Source organism: Mesorhizobium sp. M1066 (assembly GCF_040318635.1).
In the GTDB taxonomy this organism is placed as follows: domain Bacteria; phylum Pseudomonadota; class Alphaproteobacteria; order Rhizobiales; family Rhizobiaceae; genus Mesorhizobium.
The window spans coordinates 1-23786 of the sequence record NZ_JAMYMR010000002.1 but is presented as its reverse complement, the minus strand read 5'-3'; the positions used below and the strand labels follow the sequence as shown (position 1 = coordinate 23786).

The following is a 23786-nucleotide window of genomic DNA, read 5'->3' as shown; positions in this document are numbered from 1 at the left end:
ATCCCGGTGAAGCAAGGCTGGTCCAAGCCACGTCCATTCTCCTGCACATTGCAACCGTGGCATCGAACCGCTACTGCCAACACGAAATTGAGCCGGATAAGCAATGAAGCTGGTCAGCTACAACATCCAGTACGGGTTCGGCGGCGACGGCCGCTACGATCTTTCGCGCGCCGCGCGCATCGTTGCCGGCGCCGACATCATTGCGCTTCAAGAGGTGGAGCGGAATTGGCAGCGCAGCAATTTCGATGATCAGCCGGAGCTGCTTTCCCGTCTGCTGCCCGAACATCACTGGGTTTACGGCCCGGCCTTCGACATGGATGCCAGCGAAAGGCGCGACGGCCGTCTGGTCAATCGGCGCCGCCAGTTCGGCACCATGGTGCTGTCGAAACTGCCGATCGTCTGGTCGCGGCTGCATGCGCTGCCGATGCGCCGCACGCAGCGGCCGCTCAACACCCGCAACGCCGCGCTTGAATGCATGATCCGCACGCCGGCAGGGCCGGTGCGGGTGTTGTCGCTGCATCTCGCCCACATCGCGGCCGAGGAGCGGCTGGAGCAGATCGACTATCTCTTGGCCGAGCATCGCCGGGCACCGTCCGATGGCGGGCCGTGGAGCGGCGTCGACGACGAGCCCACGCGCAACTGGACCAGCGGCGAAGCGGAACCGGAAAACCCGCTGGCGGCGATCTGGATGGGTGATTTCAACATGGAGCCGGGCAGCGCCGAATATCGCCGCATCGTCGGCAGCACGCCCTACCATCGGGGTGCCGCCTATCTTGATGGTTTCGTCGATGCCGCCGCCGTTGCCGGGGAGCCGGTTCCGGACTTCCACACCCATGTGAAGACCATCGACGGCAAGCTGGCAAAGCGCCGGCTCGACCATTGTTTCGTCGGCGGCATGTTCGCCGGGCGGGTGCGTTCGATCAGTGCCGACATCGGCGAGGTTGCGTCGGATCATTTTCCGCTGCGGGTCGACATCGACCTGGAAACGCCCGGAATTGCCACATGACGCTTTTCGTCTTCTTCGCAGTGCTTGCCGCCGCCGCCATGCACGCGATCTGGAACGCGCTGGTCAAGGTCCATCTCGACCGCTTCCTGTCGATCACGCTGATGACGCTCGGCATGGGCGCTGCGGCCCTCGTGGTGCTGCCTTTCGTCGAAGTGCCGAAGGCGGAAGTGTGGCCCTACATCATCGCCTCGGTCATTTTCCACATGGGCTACCGGACGTTCCTGATCGGCGCCTACAAGGCCGGCGATTTCGCACAGACCTATCCGCTGGCGCGGGGCACAGCACCTCTGCTCTCGGCCTTTGGAGGCATGTTCGTCGTTGCCGAAATCCCCGGCCCGTTCGCCATGCTCGGCATCTTCCTGTTGTCGGCCGGCACGCTGGTGATGTCGTTTCGCGGCGGCGCGCATCTGGAGAAGCTCAATCTGCGCGCGGTCGGCTTCGCGCTGGGCACCTCTATCTTCATCGCCAGCTACACGCTGTCCGACGGTAGCGGCGCGCGGCTGGCGGCAACCGCGCAGAGCTATGCAGCCTGGCTGTTCATCTGCGATGCTTTTGGCGCCTTGGTGCTGTGCCTCATCTTCCGCGGGCCGAAGGCGCTGCCGGTGCTGGCGCGCGACTGGAAGGCAGGGCTGTTCACCGGCGTGCTCAGCGGTGCCGCCTACTGGATCGTCATGTGGGCGATGACCAAGGCGCCGATCGCTTCGGTGGCATCGCTGCGTGAAACCTCGATCCTGTTTGCCATGATGATCTCGGTCTTCGCTCTCGGCGAAAAAATGACCGGCTGGCGCGGTGCTGCCGCGCTCAGCATCGTGGCCGGCGTCGTCGCGCTGAGGCTTGGTTAGGCGCCGCTCAGGTCAGGACCGTCATCACCTGGCCACGTCGTTCCGGGCTGAAGCGGATGACGATGATGATGCAGACGGCGACCACGCCTGCGAACAGCGCCAGGGCATAGCCATAGCTGCCTCCGGCGCTTTCAGCGATTCCTGCTTGATAGGGGCCGCCATAGGACGCGGCGAGATTGCCCGCCTGATAGATAAAGCCGGGCAAGGTCGCCCGCACCGCGCCGGGCGAAAGCTCGTTGAGGTGCACGGGGATGACGCCCCAGGCACCCTGGACCGCGACCTGCATGACGAAGGCGCCGATGGCGAGCATGAACGGCGTGGTCGAGTAGGCCCATAGCGGGATGGACGGCAAGGCGATCAGGCATGCCAGCGTGATGGCGTTGACGCGGCCGATCTTCTCCGACAGCGCGCCGAATGCCAGGCCACCGACGATGGCGCCGATATTGGCAACGATGGTGATCCAGCTCACTGTGTGCGGATCAAAGCCATGCTGCTTCTTCAGGAAGGTCGGATAAAGATCCTGCGTGCCATGGCTGAAGAAATTGAAGAACATCATCAGCACGACGGCATAGAGCGCGACGCCCCAGTGTTTCTGCAGGGTTTCCCACATGCCCGGTCTCGCGGTCTTCTGCGCTTCGACGAAGGCCGGCGATTCCGGCACATGCGAGCGGATGAAGAGCACGATCAGCGCCGGCACGAAGCTGAGCAGGAACATGGCACGCCAGCCGATCGTGTAGCCGCCGATCGTCTGCTGATAGAGCAGACCATAGACCACCGCCGCCAGCAGATAGCCGGCCGGATAGCCGCATTGCAGGATGCCGGAGACCATGCCGCGTGCGCTCGGCGGAATGGACTCCATGGCCAGCGAACTGCCAAGCCCCCATTCGCCGCCCATGGCGATGCCGAACAAAGCACGCAGGGCGAGGAATATGCCGAGATTGGGCGAGAAGGCGGCCAGCGCGCCAATCACCGAATAGCTGACGATGTTGAGCATGAGGATCGGCTTGCGCCCGTATTTGTCGGCAAGCATGCCGAAGAAGAACGCGCCGATGAAGCGTGTCGCCAAGGTCAGGAACAGCGCCTTGGAGACCGCGGGCACGTCGGCGTGGAATTCGGTCGCGATATCGATAAGCAGGAATGTCAGAAGGAAGAAATCGAAAGCATCGAGCGTCCAGCCCAGGAATGAGGCGAGGACGGTCTTCTTCTGCTGCGAATTAAGGGGCAAATCTTCCTCCATCATCAATGGGGGAATTATCGGCCAGTTCAGTGAAGACCGGTGGTCACGTTTTCGCGTGGCTCATTTGATCGAACGCCCGCTGGAATGGCGGAAGGTGCGATGAGAGCGACAGGTGCCATCTGTCCATGAACTCGATCGTGGCTTGAGGGTGAGGTCTAGATTTCGAGATCAAACACCATCAGTCCGTCCGTGCCGCCTTCCAGGGCAGCGACCAGGCGCGCGCCGGCGCGCTGGTGCGCTTCATGCACAAGATAGGCATCGCGCGCGGCAGCATCGCGGAAATCGATGGTGAAGCCGTGGGTGAAGCCGCGTGCGAACGGCTCCGGGCTGACATTGGCGCTGAATTTTACTGCGTCCATGCCGTCGATCACCTGTCGCAGCGCCTCGAGATCGGCATGGATCGCCGTGCGCTCGGTGGCGGCGACATCGTTGCGCAGCTTGACGAAAACACAGTGCCTGATCATGTCTTACTCCTCAGTGGCTAAGCAGCCCGGTTTCCGGAAAACACCACCGGCGGCAGCGGCTCGCGGCCAAGGACCAGGTCGGCGCCCTTTTCACCGACCATAATGGTCGGCGCATTGGTGTTGGATGAAGGCACGCGCGGCATCACCGAGGCGTCGCAGACGCGCAGGCCCTCGATGCCGCGCAGCCGCAGATCCGGCGTCACGACAGCCATCTCGTCATGGCCCATGCGGCAGGTGCCGACCGGGTGGTGGTCGGTCTTGGAACTGCGGCAGGCATAGTCGAACAGCTCGTCGTCGCTGGCGAGAGACGGTCCGGGCAGCACTTCGCGCAGCACGTAAGGGGCAAGCGCCTTCTGCCGCATGATCTCGCGGGCCAGCCGCAGCCCCTTGATCGACATGGCGCGGTCGTAGGGATCGGACCAGTAATTCGGATCAATCAGCGGGTGGTCGGCCGGGTCGGCGCTCTTCAGCCGCACCGTGCCGCGCGAGCGCGGCCGCAGGAAGGCCGAGTTCAGGGTGACGCCGGGGTTGTTCAGCTTCTCGACGCCGGCCTCGATGCCGGAGCCGAGGCCGAGATGAAACTGGATGTCGGGCGAGGCGGCGGTCGGGTCGGCATACCAGAAGCCGCCGGTCTCGAACAGGCTGGAGGCCACCGGCCCTTTCTTCAGCAGCAGATATTGCAGGCCGGCCCATGCCGTGCGGTGCAGCTTGGCGTAGTTGTCATAGGTGTGATCGCCGGTGCATTCGGCGATGACGAACAGATCGAGATGGTCCTGCATGTTGGAGCCGACGCCGGGCAGGTCGTGCACCGGCGTGACGCCGACCGACTTCAGATGGTCCGCGGGGCCGATGCCCGACTGCATCAGGAGTTTTGGCGAGCCGATGGCGCCGGACGAGACGATCACCTCGCGCTCGGCGCGCAGGATTTTCTTCTCGCCGCCTGGCCTGTCGACCACCTCGACGCCGACGGCGCGGCCGTTCTCGACGACGATGCGCGTCACCAGCACATCGGTTCGGACGGTCAGGTTCTTGCGGGCGCGGATCGGCCTCAAATAGGCGACTGAAGCGGACGAGCGCCGGGCATCCTTCTGGGTCAGCTGGTAATAGCCGACGCCTTCTTGGGCAGCGCCGTTGAAGTCCGGGTTGAAGGGGATGCCCATCTCCTGGCCGGCACGGAAATAGGCCTCGCAGATAGGCAGTGGCGCAATCGGGTTCGAGACGCCGAGCGGGCCCTGGTCGCCGTGAAAATCGTTGGCGTAGCGCTGGTTGTTCTCAGCGCGTTTGAAATAGGGCAATACATCGCGATAGCCCCAGCCGGCGAGGCCTTCTTCCTTCTCCCAGGCGTCGTAGTCGCGGGCGTTGCCGCGCGTGTAGATCTGAGCGTTGATGGACGAGCCGCCGCCGACCACCTTGGCCTGCGTGTACCAGAAGACGCGGCCCTTCATGTTTCTCTGCGGCACGGTCGACCAGCCCCAGGAGGCGATCCCCTTCGTCATCTTGGCGAAACCGGCCGGCATGTGGATATAGGGATGCCAGTCCTTGCCGCCGGCTTCCAGCAGCAGGACCGAATTTGCCGGATCCTCGCTCAGTCGGTTGGCCAGAACGCAGCCGGCCGGACCGGCGCCCACGATGATGTAGTCGGTCATGACACTGTCCACTTACAGTCGCGGCACGGAGAGGGCGCCATCGACATTGATGATCGAGCCGGTCGAAAAGCCGAATTTGCCGCCGGCGAGCGCCGCCACCACTGCACCAATATCCGATGCTTCGCCCCAGCGTTTGGCCGGCACCAGTCCACTGTCGATGAGGGCATCGTATTTGGCGGTCACGCCTGAAGTCATGTCGGTGCGGATGATGCCGGGCCGCACCTCGAACACGCCGATGTTTTCGGGAGCCAACCGCAGCGCCAGGTTCTTCACCCACATCGAAAGCCCGGCTTTCGAGATGCAGTAATCCGGTCGCTCCGGCGACGCTATTTCGGCGCTGACCGAGGTGATGGTGATGATTGATCTCTGATCGCCCGAAGTGGCCAGCATCGCCTTGGCGACAGCCTGGCTGAGGAAGACGGTACCGCGCAGGTTGATGCCCATTGTGCGGTCGAAGTTCTCCGGCTTGAGGTCCAGGAGGTCACCGCGCACCACGGCGCCGATGCCGGCATTGTTGACCAGGCAGTCGATACGGCCGAAGGCGCGCATCGCGGCATCGACAAGTGCGGTGTGGCTGGCGAGATCGGCGATGTCGGACTGGACGTAGGCGAACTTCGCGCCACGCTTGGTGATGTCGGTGGCAAGTCCGTCAGCGGCCGTTTCGGCAAGGTCGACGACCAGAATATCGAAGCCGGCATCCGCCAGTGCCTGGGCGCAGGCAAGCCCAATGCCGCGCGCGCCGCCGGTGACGATGGCGGAGGGGCGGGTCATGCGGCGAGGTCCGTCTTACGGATGTGGTCCGCGACACGCAGCGCCTGCGCGGCGATCGACAATGCCGGATTGACCGCCGCCGAGTTCGGCAGGAAGCCGGCGTCAACGACAAACAGGTTCCGGTGATCGAAGGAGCGGCAGAACGGATCGAGCGGCGCAGTGGCCGGATCGTCGCCCATCTTGACCGTGCCGCATTGGTGCGACGGCGTGCGCTTGTCGAAGGGGCGCGAGAGAACGATGGGATAACCGCAGGCGCGGAAATTTTCGCGCATCACCTTGGTCAGCCCGTCGAGCGACCGCATGTTGGAGCGCCGCCACTGCATGACGATGTCCTTGCCGTCGACCATGATGCGGCTTTCGGGATCGGGCAGGTCTTCGCACATCAGGTACCAGTCGACGGCGTGGCCGGCCATGAAATCGAGCGCGAATTTCGGCGTGTACTTGACATTGGCCCGCAGCATGTTGCCGTCGATCTTTCCCAGAAGCTGGACATTGCCGAGCGGCTTGCCGCCCTTGCCGTCGGACAGGTAATAGTCGTTCAGCATCAAGGTCTTCTGGTAGACGGCATCGTTGCGGCGGCGCGGGTCGATCGCCAGCATGGCGCTTGAATTGTGGTTCATGAAATTGCGGCCGACCTGGTCGGAGCGGTTGGCTAGGCCTTTGCCATCCGATGTGGGCGAGCGCAGCAGGATGACGGCGGAATTGACCGCACCGGCGGAGAGGATGACCAGCTTCGGCGACACCTTCTTCAGTTCGCCGTTCTGGCGATAGTGAATCGCGGCGATGGTTTTGCCATCCGCCGAGGCTTCGAGATATTCAACATAGGCGCCAGTCTCGAGCCGAATGTTCTGGTCGGTCAGCGCCGCCGTCAGCGGTCCGGTCTGCGCGTCGACCTTGCCCTGACCGGTGTTGGGAAACGCGTCCCAGCCGGTCTTGCCCTCCTTCAGCCAGGTTTCGATGTCGACACCGAGCGGCAGCGAGGCCGGATGCAGGCCGAGGTTTTTCAGCTCGGCGCGGGCGCGGGCGATCGGCGCCTCGTCGGGCACCGGCTTGTAGGTGTAGGGGACCGAATGGAACGGCTCGGTCGGATCCTCGCCCAGCGTGCCGCGCACGCGAAACAGCTGTTCGGCTTTCGAATACCAGGGCTCGAATTCGTCATAGGAAAACGGCCAGGCCGGCGAGACGCCGCCGAAATGCTCCATGGCGGCGAAATCTTCCTTGCGGTAGCGGATCAGCACCGCGCCGTAGAATTTCGAGTTGCCGCCGACATAGTAGTAATTGCCGGGGTTGAAGGCGGCGCCGCCAGCCTCGCGCCACATCTCCTTTGGCCTATAATGGCCGTCGACGAAGATCGAGCGCGTGTCGCGCGCATGCGGCGTCGCCGGCAATGACTCGCCGCGTTCCAGCATCAGGATCGAGGCGCTGCTGCCGGCAAGGCCGGAGGCTATCGTGGCGCCGCCGATGCCGGAGCCGATGATGACGATGTCCGGATTTGTCATGGCCTAAATCGCGTCCCGACGCGCTTTAGCTTCTTGTTTTGATGCATGTCGTTGCCCCAAAACCGGATCCACTTTTGGGCGACATACATTAGCGAATACGGGTCTCGGTCGCCGGATCGAAGAACACCGCCTTGGTCAGGTTGAAGGCGAGCGGCGTGTTGGTGCCCGGCTGGATGTTGGCGTCGGCGCGCAGCCGCGCCACCACGCCCTTGCCGCCGAGATTGGTGACGGCGAAGGTATCCGAGCCGGCCGGTTCGACGACCTCGATGTGACAGTCTGCGGTGGCGATGTGCGAGGCGTTGCGCTCGGCGCCTTCCGGATCGGTCAGGGCTTCGGGGCGGACACCGAAGATGATCGGCTTGCCCTGGAATGCCGACAGGCCGGCCGGTGCATTGGCCATCGGCAGCGAGATCGGCTCGCGCGCCTCGCGCTGCAGCACGACCGACAGCGCATTGCCTGACGTGCCGATGGTCGCCGGGATCAGGTTCATGGCCGGCGAGCCCATGAAGTCGGCGACGAAGAGATTGCTCGGGTTGTTGTAGATCTCGGCCGGGGTGCCGAACTGCTGCACCTCGCCATCCCGCATGACCGCGATCTTGGTGGCCAGCGTCATCGCCTCGATCTGGTCGTGCGTGACGTAGACGATGGTGGTGCCGGTGGTGGCGTGCAGGCGCTTGATTTCGATGCGCATGTCGACGCGCAGCTTGGCGTCGAGGTTGGACAATGGCTCGTCGAAAAGGAACAGTTTTGGGTCGCGAACCAGCGCCCGGCCCATGGCGACGCGCTGGCGCTGACCGCCCGAAAGCTGGCTCGGCTTGCGCTGCAGCAGATGACCGATCTGCAGCACCTTCGCCACCTTGTCGATGGCCTTCTGGCGCTCCGCCGCCGGCACGCCGCGCATCTCCATGCCGAAGGAGATGTTTCCGGCCACCGTCATGTTGGGGTAGAGCGCGTAGCTCTGGAAAACCATGGCGATGTCGCGCTTCGACGGATGCAGATCGTTGATGGTGCGGCCATCGACGCGGATTTCGCCAGACGTGATCGTCTCCAGGCCGGCGATGGTGTTGAGCAAGGTCGACTTGCCGCAGCCGGAAGGGCCGACCAGCACCAGGAAGCCGCCTTTCTCGAGTTCGACATCGATCCCTTTGAGGATCTCGACCTGGCCGAAGCGCTTTCTCAGACCATCAATTTCCAGAAAAGCCATCAGATCATCCTTTGACGGCGCCAGCCATGAGACCACGCACGAAGTAGCGGCCGGCGAGCACATAGACGAGAAGGGTGGGCAGTGCCGCGATCATCGCGGCGGCCATGTTGACGTTGTATTCGACGACGCCGGTCGACGTGTTGACGACGTTGTTGAGCGCCACCGTCATCGGCATCGCGTCGCCGGTGCCGGCGTAAGCCGAGGCGAACAGGAAGTCGTTCCAGATGTTGGTGAACTGGTAGATCACCGTGACGACGAAGATCGGCATTGAATTCGGCAGCATGATGCGGCGGAAGATCTGGAAGAACGAGGCGCCGTCGACCTGGGCCGCCTTGACCAGTTCGGTCGGGAACGCCTCATAGTAGTTGCGGAAGAACAGCGTGGTGAAGCCGATGCCGTAGACGACGTGGACGAAGACGAGGTTGACCGTCGGGTTGCCGAGGCCAAAGCTGGTTCCCGTTGCATTCTGCAGCGTGACGCCGAAGCGGCCGAGGCTGCCGAGGATGGTCGCCATCGGCAGCAGCACCGACTGGAACGGGATGAAGCAGGCGAACAGCATCAGCCCGAACACCAGCGTTGCCCCGCGAAAACGCCACTTGGTCAGCACGTAGCCGTTGAGCGCGCCGAGCATCGTCGAGATCAGCACGGCCGGGACCACCATCTTGATGGAGTTCCAGAAATAGCCCTTGATGCCGGCGCAGGTGAGGCCGACGCAGGTCTCGCCCCAGGCCTTCAGCCACGGATCGAAGGTCGGCGCCGTGGGCAGCGCCAGCATGTTGCCGTTCTGGATCTCGTCCATGGTCTTGAACGAGGTCACCAGCATGACGAACAGCGGCATCAGATAAAATAGCGCAAACAGTGCCAGCAGCCCGTAGATGACGATACGGTTGAGGATCTTGACGTTGACGCCGCCGGAGGCCTGGCGGGCGGGGGTGGTGACGGCGCTCATCGCGGCTTCTCCTGCAGTTCCGAATAGAGATAGGGCACGATGATGGTGACGATGGTCATCAGCATGATCACCGCACTTGCCGAGCCGACGGCCATCTCGTTGCGCTTGAACGTGTACTCATACATGAAGTTGGAGGGCAGCCAGGCCGAGCCGCCGGGGCCGCCGCTGGTCAGCGCCACGACCAGATCGTAGGACTTGATGGCGAGGTGCGCGAGCACGATGAAGGCTGACAGGAAGATCGGCCTCAGCAGCGGAATGACGATGCGGCGGTAGAGCTGGAAGGTGGTGGCGCCGTCGATCTGCGCCGCCTTCATGATCTCGCCGTCGATGCCGCGCAGGCCGGCCAGGAACATCGCCATGATGAAGCCGGAGGCCTGCCAGACGCCGGCAATGACCACCGTGTAGATGACGAAATCCTTGTTCTTGATCCAGTCGAAATGGAAGCTCGTCCAGCCCCATTGATGCAAGGTCTGCTCGAGGCCGAGGCCGGGATCGAGGAACCATTTCCAGGCGACGCCGGTGACGATGAAGGACAGCGCCATCGGGTAGAGATAGATCGGCCTCAACACGCCTTCGCCGCGGATCTTCTGGTCGAGCAGGATGGCCAGGAACAGGCCGAGCGCCAGGCAGATGAAGATGTAGAGAAAGCCGAAGATGCCCATATTGGTGATCGACGTGTACCAGCTCGAGGGCGGGTCGGTGTCGAAGGTCCAGCCCCACAGTCGCTGATAGGCGCGCGAGCCGGTGATGACATAGGACGGAAAGGTCTTGGAATTGGTGAAGGACAAATAGATCGTCCACAGGATGAAGCCGTAGACGAAGACGATGGTGATGGCAAAGCTGGGCGCCAGCACGATCTTCGGCAATGCGTCCTGCAGGCGTGAGCGCACCGAGGCGCGTGGCCCCGCATGCTCCGGCGTCAGCTTGATCTGGCTTGTCGCTACCGTGCTCATGGGGCTCCTCCCGTCGACTCGCGGCCAACCAGCTTCGCGGATCTAAGTTCGCGGATCTGGGCCTTCCCCGCCGGAGCGGGGAAGGCGTTTTTGGCGCGTGGCGCTTACTTGGCGTCGTCGATCGCCTTGACCAGTTCGGTCACGGCCTCGTCCGAGGTCTTGATCTGACCATGGACGAACTTGGAGACGACGTCCTTGTAGGCATTGGCGACCGCCGGGGGCGCGCCATAGCCCTGGGCGAGCGAGCCGAACAGCGTGCCGCCTTCGTTGGCTGCCTTCAGGTCGGCGATGCCCTTCTTGCCGCACGCGTCGAAGTCGGTGTCCGGAACGTCGGTACGGGCCGGAACCGAACCCTTGACGACGTTGAAGGCCGACTGGAAGCTCTTCGACAGGGTGGCGGTGGCCAGCGCGACCTGGGCGGCCTTGCGGTCGTCCGGAACGTTGAACATGCCGAACATGTCGGAGTTGTAGATCACTGAGCCGTCGGTGCCCGGGAAGCGATAGCACAGGAAGTCGGTGCCCGGCGTTTTCTTGGCGGCGTTGAACTCGCCCTTGGCCCAGTCGCCCATGACCTGCACAAGGGCATCGCCCTTGATGACCATGGCGGTGGCAAGGTTCCAGTCGCGGCCGGAGAAGTTGGGGTCGACAAAGGTGACGAGCTTGGCCAAATTGTCGAACGACTTCTTCATCGTGTCGGACTTCAGGGACTCGTCATCGAGGTCGTTGAAGGCCTTCTTGTAGAACTCGGGTCCGCCGGTCGACAGCACGACGGAGTCGAACATGGTGGCTTCCTGCCAGTTCTGGCCGCCGAGAGCGAGCGGGATCACGCCTGCCGCCTTGGCCTTGTCGAGCAGGGCAACGAAGTCGTCGAAGGTCTTCGGCTCGGTGCCGCCGATCTTGTCCAGGACGGCCTTGTTGATCCACAGCCAGTTGACCGAGTGAACGTTGACCGGAGCCGCGACCCACTTGCCCTCATAGACCGAAAACTTCTGCAGGGCTGCCGGAACGGACTTGTCCCAGCCTTCTTTCTTCGCCGTTTCGGTCAGGTCGCCCATGACGCCGGCGGCCGCATAGTCGAGCACGGTGTAGCCGAGCATCTGCGAGGCGGTCGGGTAATTGCCGGCCGCGACCATTGCCTTCAGCGCGGTCATGGCGGCATCGCCGCCACCGCCGGCCACCGGCACGTCCTTCCAGGCATAGCCTTCCTTGGCCAGGTCGCCCTTGAGGACGTTGAGAGCAGCCGCTTCGCCACCCGACGTCCACCAATGCAGCATCTGGACTTCCTTGACGTCCTCGGCATGGGCCGCGAAAGCCAGGCCCGACGCGAGAGCCGTTCCGATAAGCAGTTTGCGCAACATGTACTTCCTCCCTTGTTGCATTACACGACCGGTGAAGCCCACCGGGTTCTTCTCAACTCAGCCGACCCACCACCCGGTGCGCTGGCCGCGATGAAACTGGATTGTCTTTTCCTCGGTATAATCCTCGACGGCGCGTTTGCCGAGTTCGCGTCCGAGACCGGACTGCTTGTAGCCTCCGAACGGCAGCTCGGGATAACCTTCCATGAATGTGTTCACCCAGACGGTTCCCGAACGCACTCCACGCGCGACCGACATGCAAGTGTCGATGCTGGCGCTCCACACGCCCGCCGACAAACCATAGGGCGTGTTGTTGGCGATGTGCAACGCCTTTTCAATCGATTCAAATGTCAGAACCGAGAGCACCGGACCGAACACTTCCTCGCGCGCTATGGCCATGTCCTCGGTAACGCCGCGGATGATGGTGGGATCGAGGTATTGGCCGACATTGGAGGTCAATTGCTTGCCGCCACTGTAAACCTGGCTGCCGTCGCCTTCAGCGGCAGAAACATAGCCGGCTACCTTCTTCAAATGGTCGGACGATATCATCGCGCCGACCCTGGTCCGGTCGTCGAGCGGATCGCCGACCGTTACCCTGGCGGTGAGCGCCTTTACGGCGCTGAGAAAATCGTCGGCGATCGCCTCGTGCACGATCAGCCGGCTGCCGGCATTGCAGCATTCGCCGGCATTGAAGAAGCCGCCGAACACCGCCGCATCGGCGGCCGCTTCGAGGTCGGCGTCCGGGAAGACGACCTGACCGTTCTTGCCGCCGAGTTCCATCGAGACTTTCTTCAGCGACTGCGCGGCCGAGGCCATCGTCATCTTGCCGACGCGGGTGGAGCCGGTGAACGACACCATCTCGACCAGGGGATGGCTGACCATCGGCGCGCCGACATCGGCGCCCAGACCGGCGAGGATGTTGACGACGCCGGCGGGCAGGCCGGCCTGCATCAGGATGTCGCCGAGCACAAAGGTCGAAGCCGAGGTCATTTCGCTCGGCTTGACCACCGCCGTGCAGCCGGCAGCGAGTGCGAAGGGCAGTTTCTGGCTGACGATCAGGAACGGGAAATTCCACGGCGTGATGATCGAGACGACGCCGATCGGCTCGCGCAGCACGACGCCCAGCATGGCGTCGCCGAGATTGGCGTAGGATTCGCCATGCAGCGTGCGGGCGAGCGCGGCGGCATAGCGCCAGATGTCGACGGCGCCGCCGATCTCGCCGCGCGCCTGGGCGATCGGCTTGCCGGATTCCAGCGCGTCGAGCCGGCCGATGTCTTCGAGCCGCGCCTCGATCAGGTCGGCCGCCTTGAGCAGGATCGCGGCACGTTCGGCCGCCTTCATGCGCGGCCATGGGCCGGTCTCGAAAGCCTTGTGCGCGGCCTGCACCGCGGCTTCCACTTCGGCCTCGCCGGCCTGCGCATAGTGCGAGACGGTGAAGCCATGGCCGGGACTCTGGCGCGCAATCGTGCGGCCGTCGCGGGCATCGACATGCTTGCCGTCGATCAGCAGCCTGTACGCCTTCGGCGCGGCGGACGCCTCGGCCGGCATGGAAATCTTGAGGGGTGCGTTCATGTGTTTCCTCTAGGATCTCGAAAAGGCCGGCTTCTGCTTGGCCTTGAAGGCCCCGACACCGGCCTTGAGGTCGCCGGTCATGGCTATGAAGCCGCTGGCCAGCGCTTCCGTGGCGGCAGCGCTTTCCTCGCCTTCGGCGACGGCGATCATCAGCTTGGCGGCTTCCGTCGCCAGCGGTCCGCGTTCGGCGATATTTTCGGCCCATGCCTTGGCTTCGTCGTGCGCCTTGCCGGTTTCGACCACCCGATCGACAATGCCCAAGGCCAGTGCTTCAGGGGCGAGAAATATCTCGCCGCCTAGCGCCATGCGCCGCACCGTCTGCGCGCCGAAACGGCGCACGGCGCGCTGCGTGCCGGACCAGCCGGCAACGACGCCGATCGAGGTTTCGGGGAAGCCCAGTTTCACCTGTGTCTCCGCGACGCGGAAATCACAAGCCACAGCCAGTTCCAGGCCGCCGCCCAGCGCATGGCCGGACAGAACGGCGATGGTCGGCTGCCTGAGCCGCGCCAGCCGGTCGAAGACGCGGTGGCCGTAGCGCACCCATTGCACCTGGAAATCGGCGGCACTCATCTGCGCCCAGGCCTCGACATCGCCGCCGGCGCAAAAACCCTTGCCTTCGCCGCGCAGCAGCACGACGCGCACGCCGTCCGTGTCCTCAGCTTCATCGAGCGCCGTCTCCAGCGCGCGCAGCATCGGGATGTCGAGTGCGTTGAATTTCTCCGGCCGGCGCAGCGTGACGACGCCGATGGCACCATCCTGCTCGAAGGTGACGAGAGGCTCAGCCATGCGCGCCTCCGAGTGACGCGCCGTCATTCAGCGACAGGCCTATCGGCTGGTCCAGGTAGAGGGCTTCCGGTGTCGTCTTGAGGTCCTTGGCAACGCCAAGCGGTATTTCGGCCTGGGCCATGACATCGCGCTGCAGATCGATGCCGGGTGCGAGTTCTGTGACGACCAACCCCTCCGATGTCAGCTTCATTACGCAGCGCTCGGTGACATAGGTGATGTCCTGTCCCTGCGCGACCGCCCGCTTGCCCGAAAACGAGATGTGCTCGACCTCCGCGACCACCTTCTTGACCTTGCCTTCCGCGTCGATGCGGATGCCGCCATCGGCCAATGACAGTTTTGCCCCGGCGTTGAAGAAGCCGGAGAACACAATCTTCTTCGCCCGCGCGGTGATGTCGACAAAGCCGCCGGCACCCGCCGTCACATGCGGCCGCGCCGAAAGCTTCGAGACGTTGACCGAGCCATGGCGGTCGATCTGCAGGAAGGACAACAGCGAAGCATCGAAGCCACCGGCCTGGAAATAGATGAACTGGTGCGGCGAAGGCATGAAGGCGTCGGCGTTTGACGAGCAGCCGAACTTGAAGTCGAGCAGCGGCACGCCGCCGACCGCGCCCTGTTCGATCACCCAGGTGACCTTGCCGTGCTGGCCTTCCTCGAGAAGGATGCGCGGGACATTGGCGGAAATGCCGAAGCCGATGTTGACGGCCATGCCGTCGCGCAACTCCATGGCGACGCGGCGCGCGATCACCTTCTGGACGTTCATCTCCGGCGTGCGGAAGCTCGACAGCGGCCGGAAGATTTCTCCGGAGATCGCCGGGTCATAGGGTGTCAGCGTCGTCTGCAACTGGTCGGGCGCGACGACGATATGGTCGACCAGGACGCCCGGCACGCGCACGTCATGCGGTTTCAGCGTACCGTTTTCGACGACGCGCTTGACCTGCGCGATGACGATGCCGCCATTGTTGCGGGCGGCGAGCGCCTGCTCCAGCCCGCCGAGATAGGCCCCCTCATGCTCGTAGGTGAGGTTGCCGCGCTCGTCGGCCGACGTGGCGCGGATGATCGAGACCTGCGGCACGATGGAGCGGAAATAGAGCCATTCCTCGCCGTCGAACTGCTGCACCGAAACGATCGGCTCGCTGGCGGCGGCGTTCATGGCGCAGCCCTGGTGGCGCGGGTCGGCGAAGGTGTCGAGACCGACCTTGGTCAGCACGCCCGGCCGCTTGGCGGCCGCTTCGCGGTGCATGTCGAACAGAATGCCGGACGGCACGTTGTAGGCGGCGACCGAATTGTCGCCGATCATCTTCCAGATCTGCGGCGGTTCGGAAGAGGAGGGGCCGGACGGGTAGGAGCCGCACAAAGTACGCTTCAGCAGGCCGGGCTTGGCCAGATGGTCGATGCCTTTGATGCCGTACATGTCGCCGGCGGCGATCGGGTGAAGTGTGGTGATATTTTTTGGGTGGCCTTCCCCATCGAAGCGTTCGCCGATCGCGGCAAGCACCGCGTCCGGACAGCCGAGACCGCTCGACGACGACACGGATACGACCATGCCGTCCTTGATCAGGCCCGCCGCCTGCGCTGCCGAAACGACCTTGCTCAATTCATGCTCCCCGAACCGGCCGTCCTGTTTCGGGTGCGGCGATCCGGGCCACAGCTTTCCCTGACGACCAGATTGACCGCGCCGATATGGTCCTCGGCCCGCGTGGTGCGCGACTGGATCATTTTCAGCATGACATGGGCGGCGCGTTCGCCGAGGCCGGCCGAGTCCACCGCAACGCTGGTCAGAGCCGGCATGTAGTGCTCGGCCTCGGCCACGTCGTCGAAGCCGACGACGGCGAAATCCGCGCCCGGCTCAAGCCCGCGCTTGCGCAGCGCCAGCATGGCGCCAAAGGCGACGGCGTCGTTGAAGCAGAGTGCCGCGGTCGGCGGTTCAGCCATAGCGAGAGCGGTCTCCAGGCACGCGATACCACCTCTGCGGCTGGTCTCGCCTTCGACGACAAGTGCGTCGCGGGCGGCGATGCCCTGCGTCTCACAGGCTTCGCGAAATCCGCCAAGCCGCTCGTGATAGACCACCAGATCGGACGAGCCGCCGAAGAAGACCAGCCGGCGATGTCCCTTGCCGATCAGATGAGCGGTGGCGAGATAGGCGCCGCGATGATTGTCGGGCGCGATCACCGGAATGCGGCTCTCGGGAAGCCGGCGCATGGCGAAGACAACCGGCAGACCCGCCGTCTCGATCCGCCTGAAGGCGCCCGGCGTCGTGCCGCGAGCCGGCGAGACGATGAGACCGGCGACGCCTTGCTCCATCAGCGACTTCAGCACTTCTTCCTGGCGCACCGGATTTTCCGCCGTGTTGGCGATGAACGGCACGATGCCGGCCGACTGGAAGACCCGCTCCATGCCAACCGCCAGCTCTGCGAAGAAAGGATTGGTGAGATCGTTGATGACCATGCCGATGACATTGGAGTGCGCCTTGCGCAGATTGGCGGCGCCGCGGTTGTAGACGTAACCGACATCCTCGATCGCCTTGCGCACCTTGCTTGCTGTTTCGGGCCGGATCAGCCCGCTGCCCTGGAGCACGAGCGATACCGTCGACTTGGACACGCCTGCTTCGCGGGCGATGTCGAATATCGTCGCCTTGGCCCGGTTGGCCATCCAGATGCATCCTCCCAACATTACGATCAAATTTATGATCAAATCTATTGGAACGTTCTAATCGCTTGTTCAATCCCGAGTCAATGCGGATTTTTTCTCAGCCTTGAAAATCGATTGTGCGTACTCAAATGGCATGTCCTATAAGGCTTTCTGTGCTGCAATGCAGCATTTGCCTGTGAATGAACTCTGAATCCTAAAGGTTCTTGATTTATTGGAACGTTCCATTTATAGGCGCGACGAAGGGAGAGATCGATGGACATTTTCTTGCCTGGTGAGGATGGCCGCAGCGCCCGCTATGTGCTTGTCGGCCAGCCGGTGCAGCCGATGATCGGCGCGCGGTTCTCGCGCATCGCCTATGCCGCCGCACACGTCGTTGCCGATCCGCTTGCGACGACCGATCCATGGTCCAGGCCGGTGGTCGACTGGGACAGGACGATGGCGTTCCGGCACCATCTGTGGCGGCTCGGTTTCCGCATCGCCGAGGCGATGGACACGTCGCAGCGCGGCATGGGTTTCGACTGGACAAATGCGCAGGAATTGATCCGCCGCTCGATCGCCGAGGCGCGCACCGTCGATGGCGCCGACCTGGCTTCGGGCGCCGGCACCGACCATCTGGCGCCCGCCGCCGCCAGGACGCTGGACGATGTGATCACCGCTTATGAGCAGCAATTCGCTTTTATCGAAGGGCTCGGCGGCAAGGCGATCATGATGGCCAGCCGGGCGTTGGCGGCAGTTGCCAAGGGGCCGGATGACTATGTCAGCGTCTACGACCGCATCCTGTCCCAGTCCTCCGGCAAGGTCATCCTGCACTGGCTGGGCGACATGTTCGATCCGGCGCTCAGGGGCTATTGGGGCAGCAGCGATTTCGAGGCCGCGCTCGACACCGTGGTCGCCATCATCGAACGCCACGCCGGCAAGGTCGAAGGGATAAAAATCTCATTGCTCGATGCCGGCAAGGAAGTTGCGCTCAGGAGCCGGCTGCCGGAAGGCGTCTTCATGTTCACCGGCGACGATTTCAATTATCCCGAACTGATCGCCGGCGACGGCAGGAAGCACTCGCACGCACTGCTCGGTATTTTCGACGCGATTGCGCCGGTCGCCAACGCAGCGCTGGCGAAACTGGCGGAAGGTGACCGCACTGGCTATGACGCGTTGATGGCGCCGACCGTGCCGCTATCACGAAAAATCTTCGAGGCGCCGACCGAATATTATAAGGCCGGCATCGTCTTCATGGCCTGGCTGAATGGCCATCAGGACCATTTTGCGATGATCGGCGGCATGCAGTCGGCGCGCGGCATCCGTCACTATGCCGACGTGTTCCGCCTTGCCGACCAGGCAGGTTTGCTCGCCGATCCCGATCTGGCGGTGGCCAGGATGAAGAGCCTTTGCACCGTCGCGGGCATCTGAAGCGCAGAAAGGCTGACCGGTCGAAGGGGACGCATCGCCACGCGATTGCTGCGGCAGCCCAGGCGTCTCCGCTGTCGAACGACCGCGAGGGTGGTTATCGCCGTCGTCACCAACTTTCTTGTGAACCAATTTCTCCCGAGGCGCGACCAAGCGATGTGTCCAAACATGGTCCATCAAGGAGAACGTCTGATGTTTACTGTTTCAAGAAACGTCCTTTTGGCCGCCATCGCCGTTTCGGTGGTGGCCGGCTGCAAAACAACCGCTCCCAGGGAATGCGACAGGCTGAAGCCTGGCGTCACCTATAACGGCAAATGCTGCGGTATCGGCGAGCCTTGCCGCGAAGGCAAGGGCGGCGGCGACAGGCCGGGCAATACGCCTGATCCAGCGCCGCAATGATCTGATTGCCTGTCGCCCGTCCCGGTCAGCACCGGGACGGTTTCGCGCCAAGGAGCTTGCGTGTGGTTCAATGAACCCAAGCTCTATGTGCAAACCGTATCGTCTGGTTGGATGGTGGGCGTGACAGGGATTGAACCTGTGACCCCTGCAATGTCAATGCAGTGCTCTCCCGCTGAGCTACACGCCCATCCGAAGCCGCGCATACACCATTTTTGATCCAGCGCGTCAATAGCAGGAAAAAGGAAAGAAGGCGTCGTCTCGCCGCAGTGGCGAAGAGGCGCGGCGCCTTGCCTAGAAAACGGCTCAGGCCGCCTGCAGCATCTTCTCGACCTCGTTGACGAGGTCACGCAGATGGAACGGTTTCGACAGCACCTTGGCGTCTTTCGGCGCCTTGGAATCAGGGTTCAGCGCAACGGCGGCGAAACCGGTGATGAACATGACTTTCAAATCAGGATCGATCTCCGTGGCGCGGCGCGCCAGTTCGATGCCGTCCATCTCCGGCATGACGATGTCGGTCAACAGCAGCGAGAACGGCTCCTCGCGCAGCCGCTCATAGGCGCTGGCGCCATTGTCGAAATCGCTGACCTGGTAACCGGCGCGCTCCAGCGCCTTGACGAGGAACCGACGCATATCGTCGTCGTCTTCCGCCAGAAGAATGCGTGCCATGTTATCCCGTCCGAATCACCCGCCCGAGATTGCCGTTGGGCAAGCCCGTTAACCATCCTGTATATGAGGAGGTGAGGGTAAACATCAAGTGAACGCGGACGGCGATGATCCATATTTGCCAGGGCGTGTGCTGCCGCTGAAATGCTGGACACGCGGCCTGCAAGGTGACACTTTCACATCATGATGCACTGGTGTTTTCGGGTTCGCTCAAATTGAAGACGGCAGCCGAGGATTTTTCGGTCTTTCCACCCTTCGAAATCCGGTCGGGCGCCGAGCAGCGCGTCCCTTTCCTCTTCAACTCGCCGCATAGCGGCCGCTACTATCCCGAACGCTTCCTGGCCATGGCAAGGCTGGACCGCAACGCCATCCGCCGGTCGGAAGACTGTTACGTCGATGAGCTGTTCGGCGGCGCCGTGGCGCTAGGCGCGCCGTTGCTGGCGGCGAATTTCCCGCGCGCCTATCTCGACGTCAATCGCGAGCCGTGGGAGCTCGATCCGCGCATGTTCGCCGAACCAGTGCCGTCGTTCTGCAACATCCGCTCGGCGCGGGTGGCCGGCGGGCTTGGCACGGTGCCGAAGCTGGTGGGCGAGGGGCTCGACATCTATTCCGGCCGCCTGCCGCTGGCCGAAGCGGTTGCCCGCATCGAAGCCGTCTACAAGCCCTATCACGAAACGCTGAAGCGGCTTTTGACCCGGACCCATGCGCGGTTCGGTTTTGCCGTGCTGATCGACTGTCATTCGATGCCGGCGAGCATCCGTGTCGGCGACAGCGGTCTGCGGCCCGACTTCATCATCGGCGACCGCTTCGGCATCTCGGCAACCGCCGCCCTGACCGAGACCGCGATCGGCCTGCTCAGCGCCATGGGCTATTCGGTTGCCCACAACAAGCCCTATGCCGGCGGCTTCATCACCGAGCATTACGGCCGCCCGGCGCGCCATCTGCATGCGCTGCAGATCGAGGTCAATCGCGGGCTCTACATGAACGAGCGGACATTCGAGAAGGCCGCCGGCTTCGATGCGCTGGTCGATGATCTGACTCGGTTCTCAGCCGACCTGATGTCGATGCCCGACCATCATTTCATCGACCTGCCGCTAGCCGCCGAGTGAGCGACCGGCCGTTGGCCGCAGAGTGAAATCGCGGCGTAAAAAAAGACCGCATCGTTTGCACGATACGGTCGAAGTCTAGGGAGGAAACGCCCAAGGAGGGCATGGACAGGAAACCCTGTCCGAGATCAAGGGTATTGTGCGCTGCACAAATGTCAAGCGACCTTCAGGCTTTTTTAATTCACTCTGATGTGGAAATTGCGTTTCGACGACGCCTGTGTGACATCCGGGCAACAGATGCCGTCGCGGAAAAGTCGTCGAACTCTCTTGTTTTGGTGCGAAATTGGCGGCAGAGCACGGCTCGGACATGCTGCAGTGCGGGAGAATCAGTTGGACATCAGTGTCGGTTTCATGCGCCGCATCGCGCAGGTGGCAGCGGCGGAGACCTTGCCGCGCTTTCGCAGCCAAGGTGCGGTCGCCAACAAGGAACAGGGCAGTTTCGATCCGGTCACCGAGGCCGATCGCGAGGCCGAGCGCGCCATCAGGGCGCTGATCTCTGCTGAGTATCCCGACCATGGCATTCTTGGTGAAGAGCATGGCAGCGAGAACATTTCGAGCCGGCATGTCTGGGTGATCGACCCGATCGACGGCACGCGCGCGTTCATTTCCGGCCTGCCGGTGTGGGGCACACTGGTCGGGCTGACGATCGACGGCGACGCCGTTGCCGGCATGATGGCGCAACCCTTCACCGGCGAGCTTTTTTACGCCAACGGCTCGGGCTCCCATTATGAGGGGCCAGGCGGGCCACGAAAACTGACGACCCGCAAGACGACGAAGTTGGACCAGGCGACGCTGTTCACCACCACGCCGGCCCTGTTCAAGGGCGAGGCGCGCAACCGTTACGATGCATTCGAAAGACAGATCCAGCTCGCCCGCTACGGCGCCGATTGCTATGCCTTCGCCATGATCGCCTCGGGAAGCGTCGACATCGTCGCCGATCCCGGATTGAAGCCCTACGACATCGTGGCGCTGATCCCGATCATCGAAAAGGCAGGCGGCGTCGTCACCACATTCGATGGCGGGCCGGCGGAACAGGGCGGCGATGTGCTCGCCGCGGCGACGCCAGAGCTTCATGCCGCCGCCATGGCCGCCTTGCGCGGCTAAACGAGCGTCCGCTGCCATTCAGGTAATGCCAACCGCTTGAAGCAGTCGTTTTACTGCCGGCGGCCTCCTTGGGGAGCAGGCCAGCGACCGGCGCCTGTCAGGCTGTGGGGTCGTCGCTCCCGGGAATGAAGGCGTCGAAAGCGGCGAGCAATTGCTCGCGGTAAATGTCGGCTTCCTGCAGGATTTCGTGGCGGGAGCCATCGATCATCAGCAGCGAACCGAGCCTCAGACGCCTGGCGTAGGTTTCCACGGCCCTGGTCGAGACGACCTGGTCGGCGCCGGCGGCGATGATCAGCAGCGGGACCTGGATCCGAGCCATGAAATCGGGGTCGCTGACGGCTTCCGAAGCTTTCGCGGCTGCCTGCAGCCAGCGGATCGTCGGCCCGCCAAGCGCCAGTTGCGGGTATTCTTCGTAGATCCGTGTGTTGCGCCGATAGCGCTCCGGGTCCGATGTCAGCTTGTTGGTCTCGAAAGGGGCCGTTACCCTCGGCCGCGGACCCCAGGCGGCGTAGAGCCGGCCGAGGCCCAGAGCGCAGAACAGAGAACAGACGCGGCGAACCGTCGAGATCGAGACCGGCAGGTCGGGCAGCGTCAGGAAGGGCGCGATCAGCACCATGCGCCGGATGCGGTTCACCATCGACGGGGCGGCAAGCAGGGTGATCAAGGCACCTGCCGAATGGGCGAGGATGTAGTACGGTCCGCGGCAATCGGGCAGCACGATCTCCTCGAAGAATTGTTCGAGGTCGGCGGTGTAGTCGCGGAAGCTGCTGACGTAGCCGCGCTGGTGATCGCGGATCAGCCGGTCGGAATCGCCCTGGCCGCGCCAATCGAGGGTGGCGACGCCAAAGCCGCGATCGGCAAGGTTGCGGATGGTTTCGAAATATTTCTCGATGCACTCGTTGCGGCCGGTGAGCAGGACCACGGTGCCCTTCATCGGGCGAGCGACTGCGCCGAACAGGCCGTAGCGGATATTCTTGCGGTCACGCGTGGTGAAGAAGCCGCCGGTGGCATTTTCCGGCCGCGGATTGCCCTCGATTTCGTGAAAAAGGGAGTTTTCGGTGAAAAGATCCGTCATTCGGCGCTTCGTGCTCGGCGTCTCGCATGCCCGCCTGCGCTGGCCGGCTCCGCTAAGGTGATAGACGCCCATGCGCCAAAAGCCAAGGAATTCCCGGTGACGGAGGCTGCAACGGGGAAGGCCGGAAGCCGCTTGAAAGCGTGCTTCCGGCCTCTGTCGATCCGGGAGGAAGGGACGTTAACACCCGGTCGGCCTCGTTGCGGCGCCTGTTGTGCGATCGGCGCCGCCAGTCCTTGATCCTGGAATGCACTCTAGCGCCGGCTGTCTGAACGCGCGCCGAAGCGCCGGTTCATCTGCCGTTCATCTGGGAATCAGCCGCACGGCTTTTGCCGTCGGGTGAAATCTTGAAATGCTTTCGAGCGCTCCCCAAATGTCTGATGCGGTCGCCAATGTCGGGGCCGCTGGCCCACCCGAAACGCCGCTCAAGGGTTTCGCACCGGCCATACGCAAACCATGTTGCTCAACAGGAGAACACCTCATGCGTCACGTTGATTTTTCCCCGCTTTATCGCTCTACCGTCGGCTTCGATCGTCTGTTCACGATGCTGGATTCGCTTGCGCAGCCGGATGGCGCGCAGACCTATCCGCCCTACAACATCGAGCGCACCGGTGAGGATTCCTACCGCATCTCGATGGCGGTTGCCGGCTTCTCGGACGAGGAAATCTCGATCGAAGCCCATCGCAACGTGCTGACCGTGAAGGGTGAGCGCAAGGACGAGGGTACCGGCGAAGGGTCCGAGTTGCTCTATCGCGGCATTGCCTCGAGGGCTTTCGAACGCCGCTTCCAGCTTGCCGACCACGTCGAGGTCGTTGGCGCCTCGCTGAAGAACGGCCTGCTCTTCGTCGACCTCAAGCGCAACATCCCCGAGGAGCTGAAGCCGCGCAAGATCGCCATTACGGCGTCTTCGGCCAAGGCCAAGCAGATCGAGGCCAAGACCGCTGCCTAAAGTACAAGTCTCCTCCCGAGACGGAAGCGGGGGGGCGGGGGGGGGGGGTTTTGGTGGGGGGGGGGTGAGGGTTGGGGGGGGGGGGGGGGGGGGACCGGGGGGGGGGTGGGGGGGGGGGGGGGGGGGGGGGGGGGGGGGGGGGGGCGGGGGGGGGGG

22 protein-coding genes and 1 tRNA gene are annotated in these 23786 nt (G+C 63.4%); 7 read left to right on the top strand and 16 right to left on the bottom strand.

Annotated features, from left to right (window positions below; all coding sequences use genetic code 11):
• Window positions 1–103: 103 nt before the first annotated feature.
• Window positions 104–1006 (top strand): endonuclease/exonuclease/phosphatase family protein, encoded by a 903-nt coding sequence (locus tag NKH52_RS03055; protein ID WP_128303141.1) that lies wholly within the window; start codon window positions 104–106, stop codon window positions 1004–1006.
• Window positions 1003–1848 (top strand): EamA family transporter, encoded by an 846-nt coding sequence (locus tag NKH52_RS03050; RefSeq protein ID WP_013529691.1) that lies wholly within the window; start codon window positions 1003–1005, stop codon window positions 1846–1848. The genes NKH52_RS03055 and NKH52_RS03050 overlap by 4 nt, the downstream gene beginning before the upstream one ends.
• Before the next feature lie 7 nt (window positions 1849–1855).
• Here NKH52_RS03050 and NKH52_RS03045 read toward each other — a convergent pair whose 3' ends face one another.
• The 13 genes from NKH52_RS03045 to NKH52_RS02985 all read right to left on the bottom strand — a co-directional run bounded on the left by NKH52_RS03045 (window position 1856) and on the right by NKH52_RS02985 (window position 16933).
• A complete protein-coding gene (locus NKH52_RS03045) occupies window positions 1856–3085 on the bottom strand; it encodes an MFS transporter (protein ID WP_502908007.1) in 1230 nt (409 codons plus the stop codon).
• A gap of 155 nt (window positions 3086–3240) precedes the next feature.
• Window positions 3241–3549, bottom strand: coding sequence for a Dabb family protein (locus NKH52_RS03040; RefSeq protein WP_352728313.1), 309 nt, complete (start codon window positions 3547–3549; stop codon window positions 3241–3243).
• 17 nt (window positions 3550–3566) lie between these two features.
• Window positions 3567–5195, bottom strand: coding sequence for a GMC family oxidoreductase (locus tag NKH52_RS03035; protein ID WP_352728315.1), 1629 nt, complete (start codon window positions 5193–5195; stop codon window positions 3567–3569).
• 12 nt (window positions 5196–5207) lie between these two features.
• Complete coding sequence (locus tag NKH52_RS03030; RefSeq protein ID WP_352728316.1) at window positions 5208–5966, bottom strand: 3-ketoacyl-ACP reductase; 759 nt, start codon at window positions 5964–5966, stop codon at window positions 5208–5210.
• On the bottom strand, window positions 5963–7465 hold the full coding sequence (locus tag NKH52_RS03025; protein ID WP_352728318.1) for a GMC oxidoreductase: 1503 nt from the start codon (window positions 7463–7465) through the stop codon (window positions 5963–5965). The genes NKH52_RS03030 and NKH52_RS03025 overlap by 4 nt, the downstream gene beginning before the upstream one ends.
• An 88-nt stretch (window positions 7466–7553) precedes the next feature.
• A complete protein-coding gene (locus NKH52_RS03020) occupies window positions 7554–8669 on the bottom strand; it encodes an ABC transporter ATP-binding protein (RefSeq protein WP_023810089.1) in 1116 nt (371 codons plus the stop codon).
• A gap of 4 nt (window positions 8670–8673) precedes the next feature.
• Window positions 8674–9618 (bottom strand): carbohydrate ABC transporter permease, encoded by a 945-nt coding sequence (locus tag NKH52_RS03015; protein ID WP_128303136.1) that lies wholly within the window; start codon window positions 9616–9618, stop codon window positions 8674–8676.
• Window positions 9615–10571 (bottom strand): carbohydrate ABC transporter permease, encoded by a 957-nt coding sequence (locus tag NKH52_RS03010; RefSeq protein WP_352728320.1) that lies wholly within the window; start codon window positions 10569–10571, stop codon window positions 9615–9617. The genes NKH52_RS03015 and NKH52_RS03010 overlap by 4 nt, the downstream gene beginning before the upstream one ends.
• A 104-nt stretch (window positions 10572–10675) precedes the next feature.
• On the bottom strand, window positions 10676–11929 hold the full coding sequence (locus tag NKH52_RS03005) for an ABC transporter substrate-binding protein (protein WP_352728322.1): 1254 nt from the start codon (window positions 11927–11929) through the stop codon (window positions 10676–10678).
• A gap of 57 nt (window positions 11930–11986) precedes the next feature.
• Complete coding sequence (locus NKH52_RS03000; RefSeq protein WP_352728324.1) at window positions 11987–13498, bottom strand: aldehyde dehydrogenase family protein; 1512 nt, start codon at window positions 13496–13498, stop codon at window positions 11987–11989.
• A 9-nt stretch (window positions 13499–13507) separates the two neighbouring features.
• Complete coding sequence (locus NKH52_RS02995; protein WP_352728326.1) at window positions 13508–14284, bottom strand: enoyl-CoA hydratase/isomerase family protein; 777 nt, start codon at window positions 14282–14284, stop codon at window positions 13508–13510.
• A complete protein-coding gene (locus NKH52_RS02990) occupies window positions 14277–15878 on the bottom strand; it encodes an acyl CoA:acetate/3-ketoacid CoA transferase (RefSeq protein WP_352728328.1) in 1602 nt (533 codons plus the stop codon). Before NKH52_RS02990 ends, NKH52_RS02995 begins: the two co-directional genes overlap by 8 nt.
• Window positions 15875–16933: a LacI family DNA-binding transcriptional regulator gene (locus NKH52_RS02985; RefSeq protein ID WP_352728330.1), complete on the bottom strand. Its 1059-nt coding sequence runs from the start codon at window positions 16931–16933 to the stop codon at window positions 15875–15877. Before NKH52_RS02985 ends, NKH52_RS02990 begins: the two co-directional genes overlap by 4 nt.
• A gap of 252 nt (window positions 16934–17185) precedes the next feature.
• On the opposite strand from NKH52_RS02985, the gene NKH52_RS02980 reads away from it, so the two are divergent.
• Both NKH52_RS02980 and NKH52_RS02975 read left to right on the top strand, forming a co-directional pair.
• The gene (locus tag NKH52_RS02980; protein WP_352728332.1) at window positions 17186–18340 is read left to right on the top strand and encodes a dihydrodipicolinate synthase family protein; all 1155 of its coding nucleotides are present in this window, start codon (window positions 17186–17188) and stop codon (window positions 18338–18340) included.
• A 189-nt stretch (window positions 18341–18529) separates the two neighbouring features.
• On the top strand, window positions 18530–18736 hold the full coding sequence (locus tag NKH52_RS02975) for a hypothetical protein (protein ID WP_352728333.1): 207 nt from the start codon (window positions 18530–18532) through the stop codon (window positions 18734–18736).
• Between the two features lie 112 nt (window positions 18737–18848).
• Here the strand turns inward: NKH52_RS02975 and NKH52_RS02970 are convergent.
• Both NKH52_RS02970 and cpdR read right to left on the bottom strand, forming a co-directional pair.
• A tRNA-Val gene (locus tag NKH52_RS02970) sits at window positions 18849–18923 on the bottom strand.
• A gap of 116 nt (window positions 18924–19039) precedes the next feature.
• Complete coding sequence (cpdR, locus tag NKH52_RS02965; protein WP_006199474.1) at window positions 19040–19402, bottom strand: cell cycle two-component system response regulator CpdR; 363 nt, start codon at window positions 19400–19402, stop codon at window positions 19040–19042.
• A gap of 164 nt (window positions 19403–19566) precedes the next feature.
• Between cpdR and NKH52_RS02960 the strand changes: the two genes are divergently transcribed.
• Both NKH52_RS02960 and hisN read left to right on the top strand, forming a co-directional pair.
• A complete protein-coding gene (locus NKH52_RS02960) occupies window positions 19567–20508 on the top strand; it encodes an N-formylglutamate amidohydrolase (protein WP_352728334.1) in 942 nt (313 codons plus the stop codon).
• A 327-nt stretch (window positions 20509–20835) separates the two neighbouring features.
• A complete protein-coding gene (gene hisN / locus NKH52_RS02955) occupies window positions 20836–21609 on the top strand; it encodes a histidinol-phosphatase (protein WP_023810077.1) in 774 nt (257 codons plus the stop codon).
• A 97-nt stretch (window positions 21610–21706) separates the two neighbouring features.
• Here hisN and NKH52_RS02950 read toward each other — a convergent pair whose 3' ends face one another.
• Entirely contained in the window at window positions 21707–22684 is a 978-nt protein-coding gene (locus tag NKH52_RS02950; RefSeq protein WP_352728336.1) for an alpha/beta fold hydrolase, read from the bottom strand.
• Window positions 22685–23162: 478 nt separating this feature from the next.
• On the opposite strand from NKH52_RS02950, the gene NKH52_RS02945 reads away from it, so the two are divergent.
• Window positions 23163–23630, top strand: coding sequence for an Hsp20 family protein (locus NKH52_RS02945; protein ID WP_013529716.1), 468 nt, complete (start codon window positions 23163–23165; stop codon window positions 23628–23630).
• Window positions 23631–23786: the final 156 nt, after the last annotated feature.

What these genes read in the sequence shown, in the direction of transcription:
- NKH52_RS03055 (WP_128303141.1), top strand. Translation starts at nt 104, where the DNA reads ATGAAGCTGGTCAGCTACAACATCCAGTACGGGTTCGGCGGCGACGGC.
- NKH52_RS03050 (WP_013529691.1), top strand. Translation starts at nt 1,003, where the DNA reads ATGACGCTTTTCGTCTTCTTCGCAGTGCTTGCCGCCGCCGCCATGCAC.
- NKH52_RS03045 (WP_502908007.1), bottom strand. Translation starts at nt 3,085, where the DNA reads ATGGAGGAAGATTTGCCCCTTAATTCGCAGCAGAAGAAGACCGTCCTC.
- NKH52_RS03040 (WP_352728313.1), bottom strand. Translation starts at nt 3,549, where the DNA reads ATGATCAGGCACTGTGTTTTCGTCAAGCTGCGCAACGATGTCGCCGCC.
- NKH52_RS03035 (WP_352728315.1), bottom strand. Translation starts at nt 5,195, where the DNA reads ATGACCGACTACATCATCGTGGGCGCCGGTCCGGCCGGCTGCGTTCTG.
- NKH52_RS03030 (WP_352728316.1), bottom strand. Translation starts at nt 5,966, where the DNA reads ATGACCCGCCCCTCCGCCATCGTCACCGGCGGCGCGCGCGGCATTGGG.
- NKH52_RS03025 (WP_352728318.1), bottom strand. Translation starts at nt 7,465, where the DNA reads ATGACAAATCCGGACATCGTCATCATCGGCTCCGGCATCGGCGGCGCC.
- NKH52_RS03020 (WP_023810089.1), bottom strand. Translation starts at nt 8,669, where the DNA reads ATGGCTTTTCTGGAAATTGATGGTCTGAGAAAGCGCTTCGGCCAGGTC.
- NKH52_RS03015 (WP_128303136.1), bottom strand. Translation starts at nt 9,618, where the DNA reads ATGAGCGCCGTCACCACCCCCGCCCGCCAGGCCTCCGGCGGCGTCAAC.
- NKH52_RS03010 (WP_352728320.1), bottom strand. Translation starts at nt 10,571, where the DNA reads ATGAGCACGGTAGCGACAAGCCAGATCAAGCTGACGCCGGAGCATGCG.
- NKH52_RS03005 (WP_352728322.1), bottom strand. Translation starts at nt 11,929, where the DNA reads ATGTTGCGCAAACTGCTTATCGGAACGGCTCTCGCGTCGGGCCTGGCT.
- NKH52_RS03000 (WP_352728324.1), bottom strand. Translation starts at nt 13,498, where the DNA reads ATGAACGCACCCCTCAAGATTTCCATGCCGGCCGAGGCGTCCGCCGCG.
- NKH52_RS02995 (WP_352728326.1), bottom strand. Translation starts at nt 14,284, where the DNA reads ATGGCTGAGCCTCTCGTCACCTTCGAGCAGGATGGTGCCATCGGCGTC.
- NKH52_RS02985 (WP_352728330.1), bottom strand. Translation starts at nt 16,933, where the DNA reads ATGGCCAACCGGGCCAAGGCGACGATATTCGACATCGCCCGCGAAGCA.
- NKH52_RS02980 (WP_352728332.1), top strand. Translation starts at nt 17,186, where the DNA reads ATGGACATTTTCTTGCCTGGTGAGGATGGCCGCAGCGCCCGCTATGTG.
- NKH52_RS02975 (WP_352728333.1), top strand. Translation starts at nt 18,530, where the DNA reads ATGTTTACTGTTTCAAGAAACGTCCTTTTGGCCGCCATCGCCGTTTCG.
- cpdR (WP_006199474.1), bottom strand. Translation starts at nt 19,402, where the DNA reads ATGGCACGCATTCTTCTGGCGGAAGACGACGACGATATGCGTCGGTTC.
- NKH52_RS02950 (WP_352728336.1), bottom strand. Translation starts at nt 22,684, where the DNA reads ATGACGGATCTTTTCACCGAAAACTCCCTTTTTCACGAAATCGAGGGC.
- NKH52_RS02945 (WP_013529716.1), top strand. Translation starts at nt 23,163, where the DNA reads ATGCGTCACGTTGATTTTTCCCCGCTTTATCGCTCTACCGTCGGCTTC.